We start from the raw sequence: 17,406 nt of genomic DNA on the forward strand, positions 1-17,406 counted from the left end.
CGAATACCCTAATTAAATTGCGCTAGATAAGACTTTAATTCTATTTTAACCGCTTTTTCACGTAAACGTTCAATTGTTTGCGCATTATTTTGTAAGCGAGTTTGCTGTGCTGCAAAGGCATTACTGGCATAGAACCGTGTGGGTATTACATTTAACTGCCACGCTAACCACTTATCAATACTTTCTAATTGGGCTTTACACCCCTCAAGTAAGGCATCTACTGCGGCACTCACATCAAGTAAGTACAAGCAAACAGGCAACTTTTTAACCATAACAAACTGTTTTTCAATTAAAAGTTCAAAACCAAGCAAAGTAAACCATGATTGTTGCGCAGCCAGTAGCTCAGTATCCTGTTTTGATACGTTAACCCGCACGGGTAATAACAATGCTTTACCCTCAAGGCTGCCTTGCTCTTTAATTTGTGCAAGCCAATCATCCGCTAGCGCATATTTAAAGTGTGAACAATAAAGTTGGTTCTCATCATTAAACACACAAGCGCCTTGTTCCATGGTTATTATATCGACAGTGCGCAGTGCTGTATCTGATACTTGGGTCTCATCTGATTGCACAAATGGCACTGGATTATCAAAGTGCTGCGCTTGTTGCTCATTCACGCCCTGATAAAACGCATTTACGTCATGGTAATTTTGGCTTTCGGCACGCACCTGTCTGCCTCCGCCCTGACGACTGCCATTATAAGAGGCACCGCTTGTAGATGGCGAATGACTTGGTTGTAATGACGACTTAGGATAATCAAAAAGTTCACTATTGGTCGTGTGTTCTTGGTTAAACGATGTAACCGGTGAATGATGCGTGTGAGCGGCTGGCGAATTAACAAACTCAGCTTGAAGCGGCACAACAACTTGTTTAATCGCTTGTAAAATAAAGTCGTGTACCAAGCGCCCTTGATGAAAGCGTACCTCATGTTTAGCAGGATGTACGTTCACATCTACTTGACGTGGATCTATATCAATATAAATCACAAACCCAGGTAACTCTTGCTCACCACTGACCTCTTCAAATGCTTGGCGAATAGCATGCAGAATAAGTTTGTCGCGCATCATACGATTATTTACATAGGTGTACTGTGTGGTATTGGCCGAGCCAACTGGCAGCACCCAACCATGTAGTTGTAGCCCTGATTCGCCTGATTGGATATGTAGTCCCTGTTCAGCAAACGCTTTACCCGCGACTTGGGCAACTCGCGTAATCGCTTGAGCAGGATCGGTTTTAGCGCGATACTGCCGCACTACTTTTTCGTTATGAGTTAACGTAATTGATACATCAAAGCGACTCAGCGCAATCCGCTTTATAAGCTCATCAATATGGCTAAACTCGGTTTTTTCGGTACGTAAAAACTTACGCCGTGCTGGGGTATTAAAAAATAAGTCTTTTACTTCAATTGTAGTACCGCTGGGATGTGCCACAGGCTTTACCTCCACGGCCATATCTCGGCCTTGTGCAAAGGCTTGCCAAGCAGCTTCTTGCTGTTCGGGCTTAGAGCTTAAGGTTAAGCGAGATACTGAGCTAATGGACGCGAGAGCTTCACCTCTAAAGCCTAGAGAACAAATATTTTCTAAGTCGTCTAGCGACTTTAGTTTACTGGTAGCATGGCGAGAGAGCGCTAATGTGAGCTCCTCTTTTGCAATCCCTGAGCCATTATCACGAATTCGAATCAGCTTATGACCACCGCGCTCAATATCTATTTGAATACGTGTCGCGCCTGCATCTAGGCTATTTTCTACTAACTCTTTAACCACCGATGCCGGACGCTCAACAACTTCACCCGCCGCAATCTGGTTTGCCAAGCGCGCAGGTAATATTTCAATACTCATAAAAACCCTAAATGTTGTGCGCTTTTAAAATTAACTCTGAGGAATATCAAGTTCTTGACCAATAAATAGCGTATTTGAACTGAGCTTATTAACCTGTTTAATTTGATTAATACTGACACCATATCGCCCTGCCAACATACTCAATGACTCCCCCGGACGTACCTTGTGCTTTGTTGGGTATTGAGACTTTAATGACGCAAACAGAGAGTCGTCGGGTGGGTTGCGCAAATAGTAATTTTTAATTGAGGTAAACATGGCTTTCGCCAAACGCTCTTGGTGATTGGCGCTTTTAAGCAGTCGCTCTTCACGAGGATTAGAGATAAATCCAGTTTCAACTAAAATAGACGGAATATCTGGCGACTTTAATACTGCAAGGCTGGCATGTTGCGGTGCCTTTTTATGCATTTTTGCTACTTTTCTTAATTCTTTTATTACTTCATCTGCAACATTAAGCCCTGTTTTCATTGAATGATCCATCGACATATCAAGCAAGGCTTGCGCTAAGTACTTTTCATTAGCAGCATCTTTAATAACATCAGCGGCCCCGCCAAGTAACTCAGAGTGCTTTTCTTTATCCTCAATCCATTTACCTATTTCTGAGTTGGCGCGTCGCAACGACAACACCCATACCGAAGCCCCATTGGGTCCTGGACTGGTAAACGCATCAGCATGAATAGAAACAAAAAAGTCGGCTTTTTTCTGGCGAGCACGATTAGTACGTGTATTAAGTTTTACAAAGTAATCGCCACTACGAACCATACGCGAAATCATACCGCGCTCAGCATCAATCATGCGCTCTAAACGCTTGGCAATTTGTAAAGTGATGTCTTTTTCGTAGGTACCTGAAGGGCCAATGGAGCCTGGATCTTCACCACCATGGCCTGCATCAATGGCAATAACAATGTCGCGTTCTTGGCTTAACTGGCGTTTTTTAGCTGCCGTTTGTGCCGGACTGACCGCCCCTTGAGGTTGACTCTTGTCGTATAAGTCGACCACTAACCTGTTTTTATAAGGCCCCGTAGGTGCCAATGCAAATACCACAGGCTTGACCGGTCCGCTTAATTCAAACACTAAACGCACGCTGTGTTCATTTTTAGGTTTTGAGTAGCGTAACTTACTAACTATTTGGTGCTTTGATGGCACACCTGGCAATGTTTTCAACTCATCCGTATTTTCTAAATCAACGACTAAACGGCTTGGGTTTTTTAACATAAAGTAACTAAAGTCGGGTTTATCGTCGAGGTCAAACACCACCCGAGTGCTATCAGGTGATGGCCAAACACGCACACTATTAATAGTGTTTTGCGCCCACAATGGCAAGCTCACTGTAAAAACCATGAGGTAAATAAAAAGTTTAACTAAACCACGACTCATTTTGATAATCACTGCCTTAACTATTTTATTATCTATTATTTAGTTTTTCGACAATTGCTACACCACGCTCACTGGCGCTGTTAATAACAATTTTACGCTCGTCACCTACATAACTTAGCGTAGCATTTAGATCGGGAACAGGGATAAATTCTCCACCTTTTTCCGGCCACTCAACAATACAAATTGCCGTTGCTGAAAAATAATCACGAATCCCCATAAATTCAAGCTCTTCTGGGTCACCTAATCGATATAAATCAAAATGATAAACATTGCCACGCGCAAGTTCGTAGGGCTCAACAAGTGTATAAGTGGGACTTTTAACCTTACCTGTATGACCAAAACCTTGCACTATACCGCGAGTAAATGTCGTTTTACCTGCCCCCAAATCACCATGCAAATAAATAACTGCGCCCTGTTCTATTATGGCAGCTAATTTATTACCCATAGCAACAGTGGCATTTTCATCGACTAAATGAAAATTAAAACTACACGACATGATTACCTCAAAATTTACGAAAAGCGCATATTTGTTAATCATACCAGATTATTTATTTAAGGTGATACTGCCTCTTTTTTAAAGATAAAAAAACCGGCTTAAGCCGGTTTTTAATTAGCATAGACTTTACAGCCCTAATTTCTTCTCAAGATAGTGGATATTTGTACCACCATTTTTGAAGTTTTCATCTGCAAGAATACGCTTATGCAGTGGGGTGTTGGTTTTAATACCATCGATAACGAGTTCATTAAGTGCATTACGTGCACGGGCAATAGCTACATCACGGTTTTCACCGTAAGTAATTAGCTTGCCAATCATTGAATCGTAATGTGGAGGAACTGTGTAGTCAGCGTAAATATGGCTGTCCCAACGAATACCTAAGCCACCAGCTGGATGAAAACGGGTAATTTTACCAGGTGATGGAATAAAGGTTTCTGGATCTTCAGCATTAATACGACACTCAATAGCATGGCCACGAATAACCACATCTTCTTGAGTGAATGATAAAGGCTGACCAGCGGCAATTTTTAATTGCTCTTTGATTAAATCAACACCGGTGACCATTTCAGTTACTGGATGCTCAACCTGAATGCGGGTGTTCATTTCAATGAAGTAAAACTCACCGTTCTCGTATAAAAACTCAAACGTACCCGCACCACGATAACCAATTTCGATACATGCGCGTGTACAACGCTCACCAATGAACTTACGTACTTCTGCAGTAATACCTGGCGCTGGCGCCTCTTCCACTACTTTTTGGTGACGACGTTGCATTGAACAATCACGCTCGCCTAAGTGAACCGCATTGCCTTGACCGTCGGCCAATACTTGTACTTCAATATGGCGTGGGTTTTCAAGGAATTTCTCCATGTAAACCATGCTGTTGCCAAAGAACTGTTTCGCTTCTTGTTGCGTTAGCGCAATTGAATTGATTAACTCAGCTTCGTTGCGAACAACACGCATACCACGGCCACCGCCACCGCCAGCTGCTTTAATAATTACCGGGTAACCAATACGCTTAGCAATTTGCATGTTGCGCTCTTTATCATCCGATACCGGACCATCAGAACCTGGTACACACGGAACACCCGCTTTACGCATCGCTTCGATTGCCGATACTTTATCGCCCATTAGACGAATAGTGTCGCCACGAGGACCGATAAATACAAAACCGCTTTGCTCAACTTGGTCGGCAAAATCTGCATTTTCTGCAAGAAAACCATAACCTGGGTGGATAGCGACCGCATCAGTAATTTCTGCTGCGGCAATAATGCGTGGAATGTCTAAGTAACTTTCAGTTGCTGCAGGTTTACCAATACAGATGGTTTCATCTGCTAGCAATACATGCTTAAGATCGCGATCCGCCGTTGAATGCACAGCAACCGTTTTGATCCCAAGCTCTTTGCAGGCGCGCAATATACGAAGTGCAATTTCACCTCGGTTTGCAATGACTACTTTATCTAACATGAGAGTTGGCCTTTTACGTTGCGCTATTATTCAATGATGAATAAAGGTTGATCAAATTCTACTGGCTCGCCGTTTTCTACTAAAATAGCTTTTACTGTACCGGCTTTATCTGACTCAATTTGGTTCATCATCTTCATTGCTTCAACGATACATAATGTGTCGCCAACTTTAACCTGAGAACCCACTTCAACATATGCTGGTGCTTCTGGAGAAGCTGCTGCATAAAAAGAACCTACCATAGGAGACTTAACTTGATGACCTGTAGGCCCTGCAGGTGCTTCAGATTCCACGGCCGCAGGTGCAGATGGTGCAGCTGCCGCTGGAGCCGGTGCTGGAGCGTATTGCTGTGGTGCAAATTGCGCGTACGCAGGACCGGCACTCATGTTATTACGGTTAATACGTACTGATTCTTCACCTTCAGTGATTTCTAGTTCTGCAATACCTGATTCTTCTACTAATTCAATTAGTTTTTTGATCTTGCGAATATCCATAAACGGCCCGCCTATTAGTTTGTTAGTTTAAATTTAGTTTGAGTTTTGCAATCGGCTGACTGCTGCATTTAAAGCAGCGTGATAACCCATTGCACCTAATCCACAAATAACGCCTTGCGCCACATCAGAAAAATAAGAATGATGGCGAAACGTTTCACGTGCATGCACATTACTTAAGTGCACTTCAAAGAACGGAATATCAACACTTAGCAATGCATCACGTAATGCGACGCTTGTGTGCGTAAATGCTGCTGGGTTAATTATTATGTAATCAACCGCTTGCCAAGCATCATGAATGCGTTCAATGAGCGCTTGCTCACTATTACTTTGGAAATGCGTTAATGCCACACCTAAACTATTAGCAGCGCTGTTTAACTCGCTCATAATATGCTCTAAAGAATGCGAACCGTACTTATCAGGTTCACGCTTTCCTAGCATGTTTAAATTTGGGCCATTTATAACTAAAATCTTTAATTTTGCAGCCATAATACGCGATATATCCTATAAGTAATGAATTAAGCGGTTACTAACTAGTTTTTCTCTAAAAAGTAAGCAGAAAAAAGTAAGATAGCAACAATTTCTCACGTTAACCAACTATTATAGTGATTTCGAAGTAAATAGCAGCAAAATACTGGTCTAATCTCTATTCTGGGGACATACTTTGAGGGAAGTGATATGGCACAACATTAATATAATGTTGTGCCATATAGAATGATTATTCAGCGCTGGCACGCACTGCAGCTAGGTGCTTAGCAAAATCATCCGCATTTAAAAAGCCAGTTACACGTTGTGCACTTAACTCTTCACCTTGGGTATTGAAGAATAAAATACTCGGCAAACCAAACACTGAGTATGCTTCCATAAGCTCAATTGTTTCATTATCGCTTTGGGTTAGGTCAATTTGAATCAATTGGTAATGGCTAAACTCACTTTGCACTTGCGGGTCAGGAAATGTGTAATGCTCAAACTCTTTGCACGCTACACACCAGTCAGCGTATAAGTCCACCATAACCATGCGGCCTTCGCTATTTGCTTGTGATACGGCTTGTTTAAGCTCGGCCAAGTTAGCAACATGTTTAAACTCATTGCTTTGCGAGGTTGTTTGCAAACTCACTGTTGGTGTTGGCCAAAAATAGTTTTTGGTTAAGTTAATTCCTGTGAGCACTAATAAAACAGCCATAAACCACAGTAAAGTTTTTAACTTACCTTGCGATTGGGCGCTTTGCCAATGATGAAAATAAAGCGCTGTGGAGATAGCTAATAAACCAGCTAATAATAAAATTATCTCGATATCGATAATTCGCTCTAGCAAAATAAGTGGCACAACTAACATAATAAAACCAAATAAAGTTTTAACTTGTTCCATCCACCCGCCAGCTTTAGGTAATAGCTTACCTCCCGATGTACCAAGGAGTAACAGTGGTAAGCCCATTCCTAGGCTAAGTACGTAAAGCGTTAGTCCACCGACTAAGTAATCGCCGCTTTGCGCTACAAATAATAATGCGGCTGATAAAGGTGCAGTGGTACAGGGTGATGCAATGAGCCCTGATAAAACCCCCATCAGGAATACCCCAATGTAATTACCGCCTTTTTGGTTATTGCTCACTTGGGTTAGTTTGTTCATCATACTGCTAGGTAATTTTATTTCGTACCAACCGAACATCGACATAGCCAACAATACAAACAGTAAACTAAAACTTATCAATACATATGGGTGCTGTAAGTAACCTTGCACTTGGCCACCTAATGCAGCAACCACTAAGCCTAATGCAGCATAGGTGACCGCCATACCCTGAATATAAACAAATGACAGTGCAAATGCTTTTTTGGTAGACAGGTTCTTTTGACCCGCAATTAAGCTAGATAAAATAGGGAACATCGGAAATACACACGGTGTAAATGCCAAACCTACACCCACAGCAAAAAATATAGCAAGGTTAACCATTAAGCTCTGACTAGCTAGTTGCTCTGTAAAGGTGAGCTCTTTCTCAGGTGTTGCTGCAGTAACAGGTTTTTCTACAGGTTGGCTAAGTGCCGAGAATGCACTACTTGTTGCGGTATTGTCATTAGTATTATTCTCACCTGCCAGTACACTCAATGGAATGCTTATAATTTCAGGTGGATAACACAGCCCTGCTTTTGCACAACCTTGATAACGCACCTTAACAACGCCATCTTCACTTACATTACTAAGCTTGCTGATAATACTGAGAGAATTAAAAAACACTTCAGTTTTACCAAAAAACTCATCTTCAATAACTTCACCAGAGCCCAACTCAGGCACGTCAATGCTGGCACCTTTAGCAATAATTTCTATTTTATCTTTATATAAGTAATAGTCATCAGCGATATCCCAACCAACAAATAACGTACTACCTTGCTGATCAAAATCAAATACAAACGCTTCGTTAACCGGTAAAAATGTGTGCTGAGTTGGTTTAAGAAAATCATCAAGGGTATTTTGTGTTGCCCAAACAGGCGCCATTAATACGCTTAATAAAAAAAATAAAATAAAGCGCATTAATGAAGCACCTCATCCATCCAATTAAAGTAAGCCAAGTTACCGGTTGCTACATCAACGACTTGTATTTCTGGTACTTCATAGCTGTGAAGATCTTTCAAAGTTAAAAATACATCGTTCATTTTATCGGCCTTGGTTTTAATTAGCAGCTTCACTTCAGTTGCCTCGGCTACTTCACCTTCCCATATGTAAATTGAAGTCATGGCAGGTAAAATATTTACACAAGCAGCCAGTTTCTTTTCAATTAGCGCCATAGCCAATAAACGGGCTTCATGGTTATCTCTGCAAGTGGTAAAAATAAGTTTAAATTGCGTTGTCATAGTGAACCTTTACTTGTTTACGGGGGTCTAGCCCCATAGTAGCTGATAGCGGGTATAATGTGTAGACACGAACTCTGTCAACATTTGAGGTCTTTACAGTAAAGTGACTTAAACCCACTAGCTATAACTTTACTAACATTAAAGTTTATTACTTACTCTTATTAGCTTGAAAATAGACCCGACAACCCTCACTTATATTTCATTAACACCTTAATGAGTGTCATTTTTAGAGAGTCTTATGTTTAGAATTTTATTTTTGCTGTTTATCATCATTCCTATTATTGAAATTGCCTTGCTAATTCAGGTTAGTGACGTAATAGGTGGCTTCGCAACAATTGCTTTGGTGGTACTAACCGCTATTGTGGGTGCGAAAATGGTGAAACAGCAAGGGATGGGCGCATTACAAAACGTACAAGTGCAAATGGCTCAAGGGCAAATGCCGGCTAAAGAGTTGTTTACCGGTATTTGCGTGATTATTGCAGGGGTACTTTTATTAACCCCCGGTATTATGACGGATGTATTTGGCTTACTGCTTCTTACTCCTGCAATTCGTAATAAATTAGCCGCAGGACTTGCCAGCCAAGCAACAGTGAGAATGAGCGCTAGTATGCACCAAACGAGTACTTCAGGGTTTTCACAACCTCATCAATCTATGCATCATGAGCAAGATGAAAACCGTCCTAATACCATAGATGGTGAATACGAGCGAAAAGATTAAAAATTTATCATTTTTTCTCTTGGAATTTTTCACTCTACCCCCATTAATGAAAGCAAATTAGATACACTTTTTTCTGTACTGTTCAGAAACTGTTAGGAGAACTAAAAACATGAACATTCGTCCTTTACAAGATCGCGTAATCATCAAGCGTCTAGAAGAAGAAACCAAGTCTGCTGGCGGTATTGTATTAACTGGCTCTGCAGCTGAAAAATCAACTCGCGGAGAAGTTGTTGCCGTAGGTAATGGTCGCGTTTTAGAAAACGGTGACGTTCGCGCGTTAGAAGTGAAAGCCGGTGACACTGTGTTATTTGGCTCATATGTTGAAAAAACTGAAAAGATCGAAGGTCAAGAGTACCTGATCATGCGTGAAGACAATATTTTAGGCATTGTAGGCTAAACCTACTTTTCGTTTAACACACATTTTAAGAATTTAGAGGAAATTAAACATGGCAGCAAAAGAAGTACTGTTTGCAGGCGACGCACGTGCAAAAATGCTAACTGGCGTAAACATTTTAGCAAACGCAGTAAAAGTAACATTAGGCCCTAAAGGTCGTAACGTTGTACTAGACAAATCATTTGGCTCTCCAGTGATCACCAAAGATGGTGTATCTGTAGCAAAAGAAATCGAACTTGAAGATAAGTTTGAAAATATGGGCGCACAAATGGTTAAAGAAGTAGCGTCTAAAGCAAATGATGCTGCTGGTGACGGTACTACTACCGCAACTGTGCTTGCTCAGTCTATTGTAAACGAAGGTCTTAAAGCAGTTGCTGCGGGTATGAACCCAATGGATCTTAAGCGCGGTATTGATAAAGCAATCATTGCTGCAGTTGCAGAACTTAAAGCGCTTTCTGTTCCATGTGCTGATACTAAAGCGATTGCACAAGTGGGTACTATTTCAGCTAACTCTGATAAAGAAATTGGTGAAATCATTGCTGATGCAATGGAAAAAGTAGGCCGTAACACTGGTGTAATCACCGTTGAAGAAGGTCAATCACTGGAAAACGAACTAGATGTTGTAGAAGGCATGCAGTTTGACCGTGGTTACTTATCTCCATACTTTATCAACAACGCTGAAAAAGGCGCGGTTGAACTAGATAACCCATTTATCTTACTTGTAGATAAAAAAATATCTAACATCCGTGAATTATTACCAACATTAGAAGCGGTTGCTAAAGCAAGTAAACCTCTACTAATTATCGCAGAAGACCTTGAAGGTGAAGCGTTAGCGACACTAGTAGTTAATAACATGCGTGGTATTGTAAAAGTATCAGCGGTTAAAGCACCTGGTTTTGGCGATCGTCGTAAAGCAATGCTACAAGATATCGCGGTTTTAACTGGCGGTACTGTGATTTCTGAAGAAATCGGCCTTGAGCTTGAAAAGGCAACAGTTGAAGACTTAGGTACAGCTAAACGTGTAGTAATCACTAAAGACGACACAACAATCATTGATGGTGCTGGTGAAGAAGACGGCATTAACGGCCGTGTTGCACAAATCAAAGCACAAATTGAAGAAGCGACTTCAGACTACGATAAAGAAAAGCTACAAGAGCGCATGGCTAAATTAGCTGGCGGTGTTGCAGTAATCAAAGTAGGTGCCGCTACTGAGATGGAAATGAAAGAGAAAAAAGACCGTGTTGAAGATGCATTACATGCAACTCGCGCAGCGGTTGAAGAAGGTGTGGTACCAGGTGGCGGTGTTGCATTAGTACGTGCTGCTAGCAAATTAGTAGATTTACTAGGCGATAACGAAGACCAAAACCACGGTATTAAAGTGGCACTTCGTGCGATGGAAGCACCACTTCGTCAAATCGTTACAAACGCAGGCGACGAAGCATCTGTTGTTATTAACGCAGTGAAAGGCGGCGAAGGTAACTACGGTTACAACGCAGCCACTGGCGAATACAACGACATGATTGAAATGGGTATCCTAGATCCAACTAAAGTAACGCGTTCTGCATTACAATTTGCTGGATCGATTGCCGGTCTAATGATCACCACAGAAGCAATGGTCGCTGAAATCCCTAAAGAAGAAGCGGGCGCTCCTGATATGGGTGGCATGGGCGGCATGGGTGGTATGGGCGGCATGATGTAATAGATTTTTCTATTACCGCTTAATCTACTAAAATTTTTGAAAGCCCGAATAGCAATATTTGGGCTTTTTTATTAGCTATTTATGAATATCTAATAACAGTTTTGATATGTATTAATTGTGAACAAAGCGAAAGCTATCTTCCAGTCAAACCTATTACCTGCTTCACAACTCATCACTGCCGTTAGCAACTTTCCTATAAAGGACTGTTATTGGCTTATCAAACAATTCAACGTATCAAATACAAGCAAGAGATCTACAACGAACCCTACTATATACATAGATTAACGTGTGCTTTTGGCACTAACCGTTAACATGAGTAAGCTTATTGAAATAGCTACAAAATAATAAGGAACTCCGGCCTGCCAACTTGCTTGGCTATTAACACCAAAAAAATCGACATATAATGCTGTTTGAATTGGTCCTATGTACCAAAGTGCAGGATAAAGCACTTCAAACATCCGTTTTGTTCCAGTAAACGCGCCACAGAAATAGGCTAGCGATACGGTAAATGAAATGGCGATAATCAATTGGACGAGTAACAACCACTCAGCACTTCCAGTAAAGCGGATAACGCTGCCCATGCTTGCTAAGACTAATAATATCGAAGCGGCACAATAGCAGGCCAAGCTTTGTAAAATAGATGATTGTTTACTGTAAGTAACTAACTCTACAGTATTCGCTTGTTTTTCTAATTGCCCTAGTTGAGAGATCACCAAAACACACCATAACCACGAAATAGGTAAAACAAGGCTAACAAGCAAATCTTGACTGATAAACAATTGAAAAATATTTAACACCAGCAAACCGATAAACCAATACACTGAATGACCTTTGAGTATTAATTTTAACTCTAATCGTAATAAGCGAGTAAAAGAAAAATGCTTGGTTAAAGCAACAAAGAAAATATCAAGTAGGTCAGTCACTCTAGCTTTTAAGGTGAAATTCAACCATGAAGATTGCTTATTTTCAGGTGTTGAATTTTTGCTAAAACGGTCAAAAAATATAAACGCTAATGCTAAACAACTAAGACAAATAAAAAGTAAAGGCAGGGCACCCCATAGGCTGGCTATTGTCGGCTCTATTCCTTGCCAAACGAAAGTGTTTATCTCATCTGCTGCATTAGTGATACTTACCCCTATATTTGTATCACCTTGCTGTAATGGAAAACGTTCGGCAACTTCTGCATCTAAATGATCGAGTAATGCTCCAATCCCAGACACGCTTTCAATGGTTTGAACAATGGAGCCAATCCATAAGAAAAAATAAACGACGTTGCCTAACCCGCCTTTAAGCCATTCAATTGACTCAAACATTATCGCGATAGCGGCAATTGTTAATAGTATTGGCAAGACAAAAACTACCTGAGGCCATATCAACGCCCAAAGATTTATTTGATAACTTTCACCATAATAAATCTGAATCAAAATACTACTCAGTAGCATAACCAGCACAATAGAAACCAAAATAAGTACACTCGTGCACCATTTGGCTAATAAAAACGTCAGTTTACTAATAGGAGTGGCTGCGATGAGCTCTCCCGTCATTGATTGTCGGTCTAATTCAAGCGCATTTTTGACCAGATAAAAACAGATAATCGGTAAAAATAAAACGTTCAACATCGCTAGGCATACACCAAGCCAAGCGCTATTGTAGATGCCACGATAACCATTAATCACTAGCGTTTGATAATGGGCATCAGGGGAAGGGAAAAAAAGTAATGTTAATACCGACATCGCCAGCAGTGTTACTACAAAGCTTTGCTGGCGGGTTCGTTGTTTAAAATCAGCAGTGATGCATTGCCATACTTGAGTCATTAACTTGCCCTCGCATAGGCAGTTTGAACTTGTCGGTTGCTGGTAAAATAAAGGTAAGCATCTTCTAGAGTCGGTGGTCTTGAAATGGCTCTTGCATCAGGGCAGAAGTCAGCAACAATATTTAGTTCAACCTTAGATTCTTTTCGCACGCTATGGCTTACAATGAATTCATGCTGGATATGTTTAAGTTCACCGAAATTGACCGTTAGTTGCCAGCATTTATTGGCGACTTTATCTTGAAGTTTACTTGGTGATTCTGATTGAATTAAATGGCCTGAGTGCATAATCACAATGCGATCGGCAATTGATTCAACATCTGCCACTATATGCGTAGAGAATAGAATACAACGTTCACCTGCCAACTCGGTTAATAACTGACGAAAATTAGCACGTTCGTGTGGATCTAGGCCAACGGTTGGTTCATCAATAATCAGTAACTTGGGATCATTAAGTAGAGCCTGCGCAATACCAATACGCTGTTTCATACCGCCAGAATATCCCTTTAGTGACATATGCGCAGCATGCGTTAGGTTGAGTTTATGAAGTAAATCTTCAATTATGTGATCTGCGGTTGATTTATCTAATCCTTTTAAGCTAGCAATGTACTGCAAAAACTCGATACCAGATAACTGATCATAGACGCCAAAATACTGTGGCAAGTAGCCCAATTCGTTCCTCAATACTTGAGGTGACTTAATAATGTCTTGCCCTTGCCAGAAGATGTTTCCTTGGGTTGGTTTGGTAATCGTTGCAAGAATTCGCATCAGGCTAGATTTTCCTGCACCATTTGGACCTAACAAGCCCAAAATTCCCGGCTCAACTTGCAGCGACAGTGATTTGATTGCAAACTTAGTTTTTTTGCCACTCTGATATTGATGGTTAAGTGATTGAATATCCAATAACATTGTACTTCCCTTATAAATCAAGATTCAATTACTGAGCAAAAATAACGCCAACAATAACTCCTTTAAATTCAATGAATTAAAAACACCACAACTTAAGTAATAAAAATAAATGGTGAATTTAACTAACTATTGGTGAAATAAGAACAAGTTATGAACAAAATAAAATTCATTTCTCATAGCAATCAATTAAGTCCGAAGTTAACTAAACCGCCCAAACTGATTATCTTAAGAAAAAGAGTAAAGGCGATGTAGTAAGCCATGTTGTTGCCGTTTTAAATGTCCATTTTTTAGGAATAATGAATACGGTGAAACAAACTAAAGCGCACTGAATGGTCATCACAAGACAACTTTTTGACCGGCAGCAATATGAGATTAGCGGACTATTTATTTAGAAGAATATACTTCTTAGCTAGAACTGCTTAGGAACCGAATAAAACGTTATTCACACTAAATAAACTAGTAAAATTGTTACAATTCAGACGGTTAACCATGGTTTCGAGGTGGTAGGGTATAAAGTGGGGTATCACTTATTTTCCCATGTAACGAATTTAATAAAAACATGTGGATAAACTCTATATGGGCGGCATGATGTAATCATCCCCTAACCACTTAGCTCAAATAAAAACCCAGCTTCGGCTGGGTTTTTAGCAATAGAGATAAAATAAATTCACTAAACAACAATAAAATTAACTCAGTGTATTCCAATGCAACTGAGTTCCTGCAAGCTATGCCAGAGTAAATTTTATTTAACATGATTAAGGATATTAAGTTGAATACAAAACCTGAAATTATCATTTCATCGCTGGATGCAGATAGGTGTATGCACTGATGGAGTCGTTGCCTGCAAACAGCTTTGCGGGTGAAAAAGAACTTGAAGCAGAACTTGCACGAGCCAGCATAGTTGAGCCGCACGAAGTTCCCGCAACCGTGGTAACCATGAATTCAACTGTGAACTTTGTTGTTGAATCTACAGGCGAAGAGTTTACTTTAACGCTTGTTTACCCAAAAAATATTGATTCAATTGGCGACAAAATATCAATCTTAGCCCCTGTAGGTAGTGCATTACTTGGCCTTTCACAAGGAGATCAAATTGAATGGCCAAAGCCTGGCGGTGGATTAGTAACAGTAACCATCAAAGAAGTTACTTATCAGCCTGAAAGAGCTGGCGAGCTTCACAGATAGTAGCCAAAACAAGCAGCGAAGACATTAGCTAGCACAGCCAGTCACTGCTGCTTTTACTATTTATGATTGATCAGTGCTCTTACATGCGCAAATAAGTCACTGGCTAACATTCCTCTTTGCCCTGATTGTTCACAGGCTCTATCACCCGCCTTTGCATGTAACACAACGCCATAACATGCAGCCTCACTGGTATTTAATCCTTGAGCCATTAACGCCCCAATTATACCACTAAGCACATCACCACTTCCTCCTACAGCCAAACCAGGGTTACCATTTTCACATATCCAAGTATGCTCGGTATTATCGATTAGCGTACCTGCGCCCTTTAAAATAGAGGTCGCTGCGAAGTTGATCGCACATTGTCGAGCATAATAAAAACGATCAGACTCAACCTCAGAGGTAGTTAAGTTTAATAACCGTGCAGCCTCTGCAGGATGAGGCGTTAGCACGGTATTATTTAATTTATGAGAAGATGATTGCTTAGCTAATAAGTTTAAGGCGTCTGCATCAATAACAGTAGGGATATTGTTTTGCTGGCAATAACTGATTGCCTGATCAAAGGTTTTTTGGGCCCATTCATCTTGGCCTAAACCTGGACCGATAACTACACACGTTGACCATGCTAGGGCATCATCCAAGTGTTCACTAGTTACCATAAGCTCTGGTCGCCCGATGCTCACAGGTAAAACGGCATGTTCATGGGTATACACTTTTACCATTCCAGCACCAGACCTTAATCCACTTTCAGCACTTAATCTAATAGCTCCTGCAGAGCCGTGGTTTCCTCCTATACATAATAATTTTCCATGACTACCTTTATGGCTACTCACTGAGCGCTCAGGCAAAGGTTTAAAGCAGTCTATATTGATAATCTGGGCAGAAGGGGTGGCTAGTTTCATAAATTGCTCGCCAATACCTAACTCGTCGAAATACAACTGCCCGGCATGCTGCTTTCCTTTAGTCGTGGTGAGTCCTTGCTTTATCCCAACTAATGTCATTGTTTTGGTGGCCATAATGGCTGTTCCTTGAGGACAGCCTGTATCTGCATTAATACCTGACGGCACATCAATACTCAGTATTGGTTTAGTGCTTTCATTTACCGCTTTAATAATAGTAGCAACATTATCGCGTACCGTATTCTCAAGACCAGTACCGAGTAATGCATCAATTATCACATCACACTCATCGAGTGCATCAGCGTTAAAGTTACAAATTTCACCACCGGAATCAATCCATTGCTTTTGTGCTTTTGCTGCATCTCCGGATAAGGCTTTATTCGGATTAATCGCGCAAACAACTACATGCCGATCTGCTTGTTTGATTAACCGAGCTACCTCATAACCATCTCCAGCATTATTTCCATTACCTGTAATAACTAACGTTTGTTTTGCATTAAAGGTTTTCCAACAGCAAAAAACAGCCTCCGCGGCACGCTGCATCAGCGCGTAAAGGTCTGCGCCGGTAGCATGGACTGCTTGTTCTTCATACCCTTTTATTTGTTTTGACAAATAGGTCAATTGCTCGCACTTAGGTGGCGTTAGTAGTAATGACATAAACAGCTCAATTTAATAAGAATACCTAATTTCATTTTGGGCTTTATAAATTCTTTTTCAAGTAAAACATAGTTATGTAATCTATAAGGCTTTATTTAAGGATCTATTAACTTTATATAACGAGGATCACCATACAAGAGAAGTTAATAGGAGCTCAGCGTAAAGCAGAGCTTATTTTTTACCTAAAGCCGGATGCTTTGCACTTCTCTTACATTTGTATTCTTGCATTGGGAATCGGTGTGCTACTTCATAGCGACAGCGCAGTAGTGTGTCGTGGGATCGGCTCTACTCAATTCTCTTCCTTTCACCTAGAACCTTTTTTACTTTATTCCAGACATAAAAAAGCCCGACTCTTTCGAATCGGGCTTTCTTGTATTTGAAGTCGGTGCGCTACTTCGTAGCGACAACGCAGTAGAATGTCCTACTTTCACATAGCAAATGGGATACTATCATTGTGTCGGGGCGGCCTTCCGCGGGGCTCGCCTTCGACCTGTTTTGTTTGATGTATAGGAATACGAATGCCGTGGAGTACAGGATGTACGAGAGCGGCCACCACTGAGTTCGGCATGGGCTCTTGGCTATTTTTATTAAATCCCAAACAGCAAAAAACCCGTCACATTGCTGTAACGGGTTTCTC

The 17,406-nt window shown here is 40.9% G+C and carries 14 protein-coding genes and 1 pseudogene; 4 read left to right on the forward strand and 11 right to left on the reverse strand.

The window, feature by feature from the left end:
• Positions 1 to 8: 8 nt before the first annotated feature.
• From mutL to cutA, 8 genes are all read right to left on the reverse strand, one after another.
• Entirely contained in the window at positions 9 to 1,835 is a 1,827-nt protein-coding gene (mutL, locus tag AC27JR_RS04965; protein WP_487172947.1) for a DNA mismatch repair endonuclease MutL, read from the reverse strand.
• Between the two features lie 30 nt (positions 1,836 to 1,865).
• Positions 1,866 to 3,209, reverse strand: coding sequence for an N-acetylmuramoyl-L-alanine amidase (locus AC27JR_RS04970; protein ID WP_008113497.1), 1,344 nt, complete (start codon positions 3,207 to 3,209; stop codon positions 1,866 to 1,868).
• Positions 3,210 to 3,237: 28 nt separating this feature from the next.
• Positions 3,238 to 3,705 (reverse strand): tRNA (adenosine(37)-N6)-threonylcarbamoyltransferase complex ATPase subunit type 1 TsaE, encoded by a 468-nt coding sequence (tsaE, locus tag AC27JR_RS04975; protein ID WP_008113499.1) that lies wholly within the window; start codon positions 3,703 to 3,705, stop codon positions 3,238 to 3,240.
• 126 nt (positions 3,706 to 3,831) lie between these two features.
• Positions 3,832 to 5,172 (reverse strand): acetyl-CoA carboxylase biotin carboxylase subunit, encoded by a 1,341-nt coding sequence (gene accC, locus AC27JR_RS04980; RefSeq protein ID WP_008113500.1) that lies wholly within the window; start codon positions 5,170 to 5,172, stop codon positions 3,832 to 3,834.
• Between the two features lie 26 nt (positions 5,173 to 5,198).
• Entirely contained in the window at positions 5,199 to 5,663 is a 465-nt protein-coding gene (accB, locus tag AC27JR_RS04985) for an acetyl-CoA carboxylase biotin carboxyl carrier protein (protein WP_008113502.1), read from the reverse strand.
• A 33-nt stretch (positions 5,664 to 5,696) separates the two neighbouring features.
• Complete coding sequence (aroQ, locus tag AC27JR_RS04990) at positions 5,697 to 6,149, reverse strand: type II 3-dehydroquinate dehydratase (protein WP_008113504.1); 453 nt, start codon at positions 6,147 to 6,149, stop codon at positions 5,697 to 5,699.
• Positions 6,150 to 6,378: 229 nt separating this feature from the next.
• Entirely contained in the window at positions 6,379 to 8,184 is a 1,806-nt protein-coding gene (locus AC27JR_RS04995; protein WP_487172948.1) for a protein-disulfide reductase DsbD, read from the reverse strand.
• Positions 8,184 to 8,504, reverse strand: coding sequence for a divalent-cation tolerance protein CutA (cutA, locus tag AC27JR_RS05000; protein ID WP_008113508.1), 321 nt, complete (start codon positions 8,502 to 8,504; stop codon positions 8,184 to 8,186). The genes AC27JR_RS04995 and cutA overlap by 1 nt, the downstream gene beginning before the upstream one ends.
• Before the next feature lie 238 nt (positions 8,505 to 8,742).
• On the opposite strand from cutA, the gene AC27JR_RS05005 reads away from it, so the two are divergent.
• The 3 genes from AC27JR_RS05005 (at position 8,743) to groL (ending at position 11,315) form a co-directional block, all read left to right on the forward strand.
• Entirely contained in the window at positions 8,743 to 9,222 is a 480-nt protein-coding gene (locus AC27JR_RS05005) for an FxsA family protein (RefSeq protein WP_008113509.1), read from the forward strand.
• 109 nt (positions 9,223 to 9,331) lie between these two features.
• A complete protein-coding gene (locus AC27JR_RS05010; protein ID WP_008113511.1) occupies positions 9,332 to 9,619 on the forward strand; it encodes a co-chaperone GroES in 288 nt (95 codons plus the stop codon).
• Between the two features lie 49 nt (positions 9,620 to 9,668).
• A complete protein-coding gene (gene groL / locus AC27JR_RS05015) occupies positions 9,669 to 11,315 on the forward strand; it encodes a chaperonin GroEL (protein WP_008113513.1) in 1,647 nt (548 codons plus the stop codon).
• Positions 11,316 to 11,596: 281 nt separating this feature from the next.
• On the opposite strand, the gene AC27JR_RS05020 is transcribed toward groL, so the two are convergent.
• Both AC27JR_RS05020 and AC27JR_RS05025 read right to left on the reverse strand, forming a co-directional pair.
• A complete protein-coding gene (locus AC27JR_RS05020; RefSeq protein ID WP_410900060.1) occupies positions 11,597 to 13,129 on the reverse strand; it encodes a hypothetical protein in 1,533 nt (510 codons plus the stop codon).
• Positions 13,129 to 14,034: an ABC transporter ATP-binding protein gene (locus AC27JR_RS05025; RefSeq protein WP_487172950.1), complete on the reverse strand. Its 906-nt coding sequence runs from the start codon at positions 14,032 to 14,034 to the stop codon at positions 13,129 to 13,131. The genes AC27JR_RS05020 and AC27JR_RS05025 overlap by 1 nt, the downstream gene beginning before the upstream one ends.
• A gap of 769 nt (positions 14,035 to 14,803) precedes the next feature.
• Between AC27JR_RS05025 and rnk the strand changes: the two are divergent.
• Positions 14,804 to 15,216: pseudogene (gene rnk / locus AC27JR_RS05030) on the forward strand (nucleoside diphosphate kinase regulator).
• Between the two features lie 56 nt (positions 15,217 to 15,272).
• Here rnk and AC27JR_RS05035 read toward each other — a convergent pair.
• Complete coding sequence (locus tag AC27JR_RS05035; RefSeq protein WP_487172951.1) at positions 15,273 to 16,769, reverse strand: NAD(P)H-hydrate dehydratase; 1,497 nt, start codon at positions 16,767 to 16,769, stop codon at positions 15,273 to 15,275.
• Positions 16,770 to 17,406: the final 637 nt, after the last annotated feature.

The organism is Pseudoalteromonas sp. NH0006-26, from assembly GCF_057552415.1.

Coding starts and splice junctions, on each gene's coding strand:
- aroQ (WP_008113504.1), bottom strand. CDS start 6,149: ATGGCTGCAAAATTAAAGATTTTAGTTATAAATGGCCCAAATTTAAAC.
- cutA (WP_008113508.1), bottom strand. CDS start 8,504: ATGACAACGCAATTTAAACTTATTTTTACCACTTGCAGAGATAACCAT.
- AC27JR_RS05020 (WP_410900060.1), bottom strand. CDS start 13,129: ATGACTCAAGTATGGCAATGCATCACTGCTGATTTTAAACAACGAACC.
- AC27JR_RS05005 (WP_008113509.1), top strand. CDS start 8,743: ATGTTTAGAATTTTATTTTTGCTGTTTATCATCATTCCTATTATTGAA.
- AC27JR_RS04970 (WP_008113497.1), bottom strand. CDS start 3,209: ATGAGTCGTGGTTTAGTTAAACTTTTTATTTACCTCATGGTTTTTACA.
- AC27JR_RS05010 (WP_008113511.1), top strand. CDS start 9,332: ATGAACATTCGTCCTTTACAAGATCGCGTAATCATCAAGCGTCTAGAA.
- accB (WP_008113502.1), bottom strand. CDS start 5,663: ATGGATATTCGCAAGATCAAAAAACTAATTGAATTAGTAGAAGAATCA.
- AC27JR_RS05035 (WP_487172951.1), bottom strand. CDS start 16,769: ATGTCATTACTACTAACGCCACCTAAGTGCGAGCAATTGACCTATTTG.
- accC (WP_008113500.1), bottom strand. CDS start 5,172: ATGTTAGATAAAGTAGTCATTGCAAACCGAGGTGAAATTGCACTTCGT.
- AC27JR_RS05025 (WP_487172950.1), bottom strand. CDS start 14,034: ATGTTATTGGATATTCAATCACTTAACCATCAATATCAGAGTGGCAAA.
- tsaE (WP_008113499.1), bottom strand. CDS start 3,705: ATGTCGTGTAGTTTTAATTTTCATTTAGTCGATGAAAATGCCACTGTT.
- AC27JR_RS04995 (WP_487172948.1), bottom strand. CDS start 8,184: ATGCGCTTTATTTTATTTTTTTTATTAAGCGTATTAATGGCGCCTGTT.
- groL (WP_008113513.1), top strand. CDS start 9,669: ATGGCAGCAAAAGAAGTACTGTTTGCAGGCGACGCACGTGCAAAAATG.
- mutL (WP_487172947.1), bottom strand. CDS start 1,835: ATGAGTATTGAAATATTACCTGCGCGCTTGGCAAACCAGATTGCGGCG.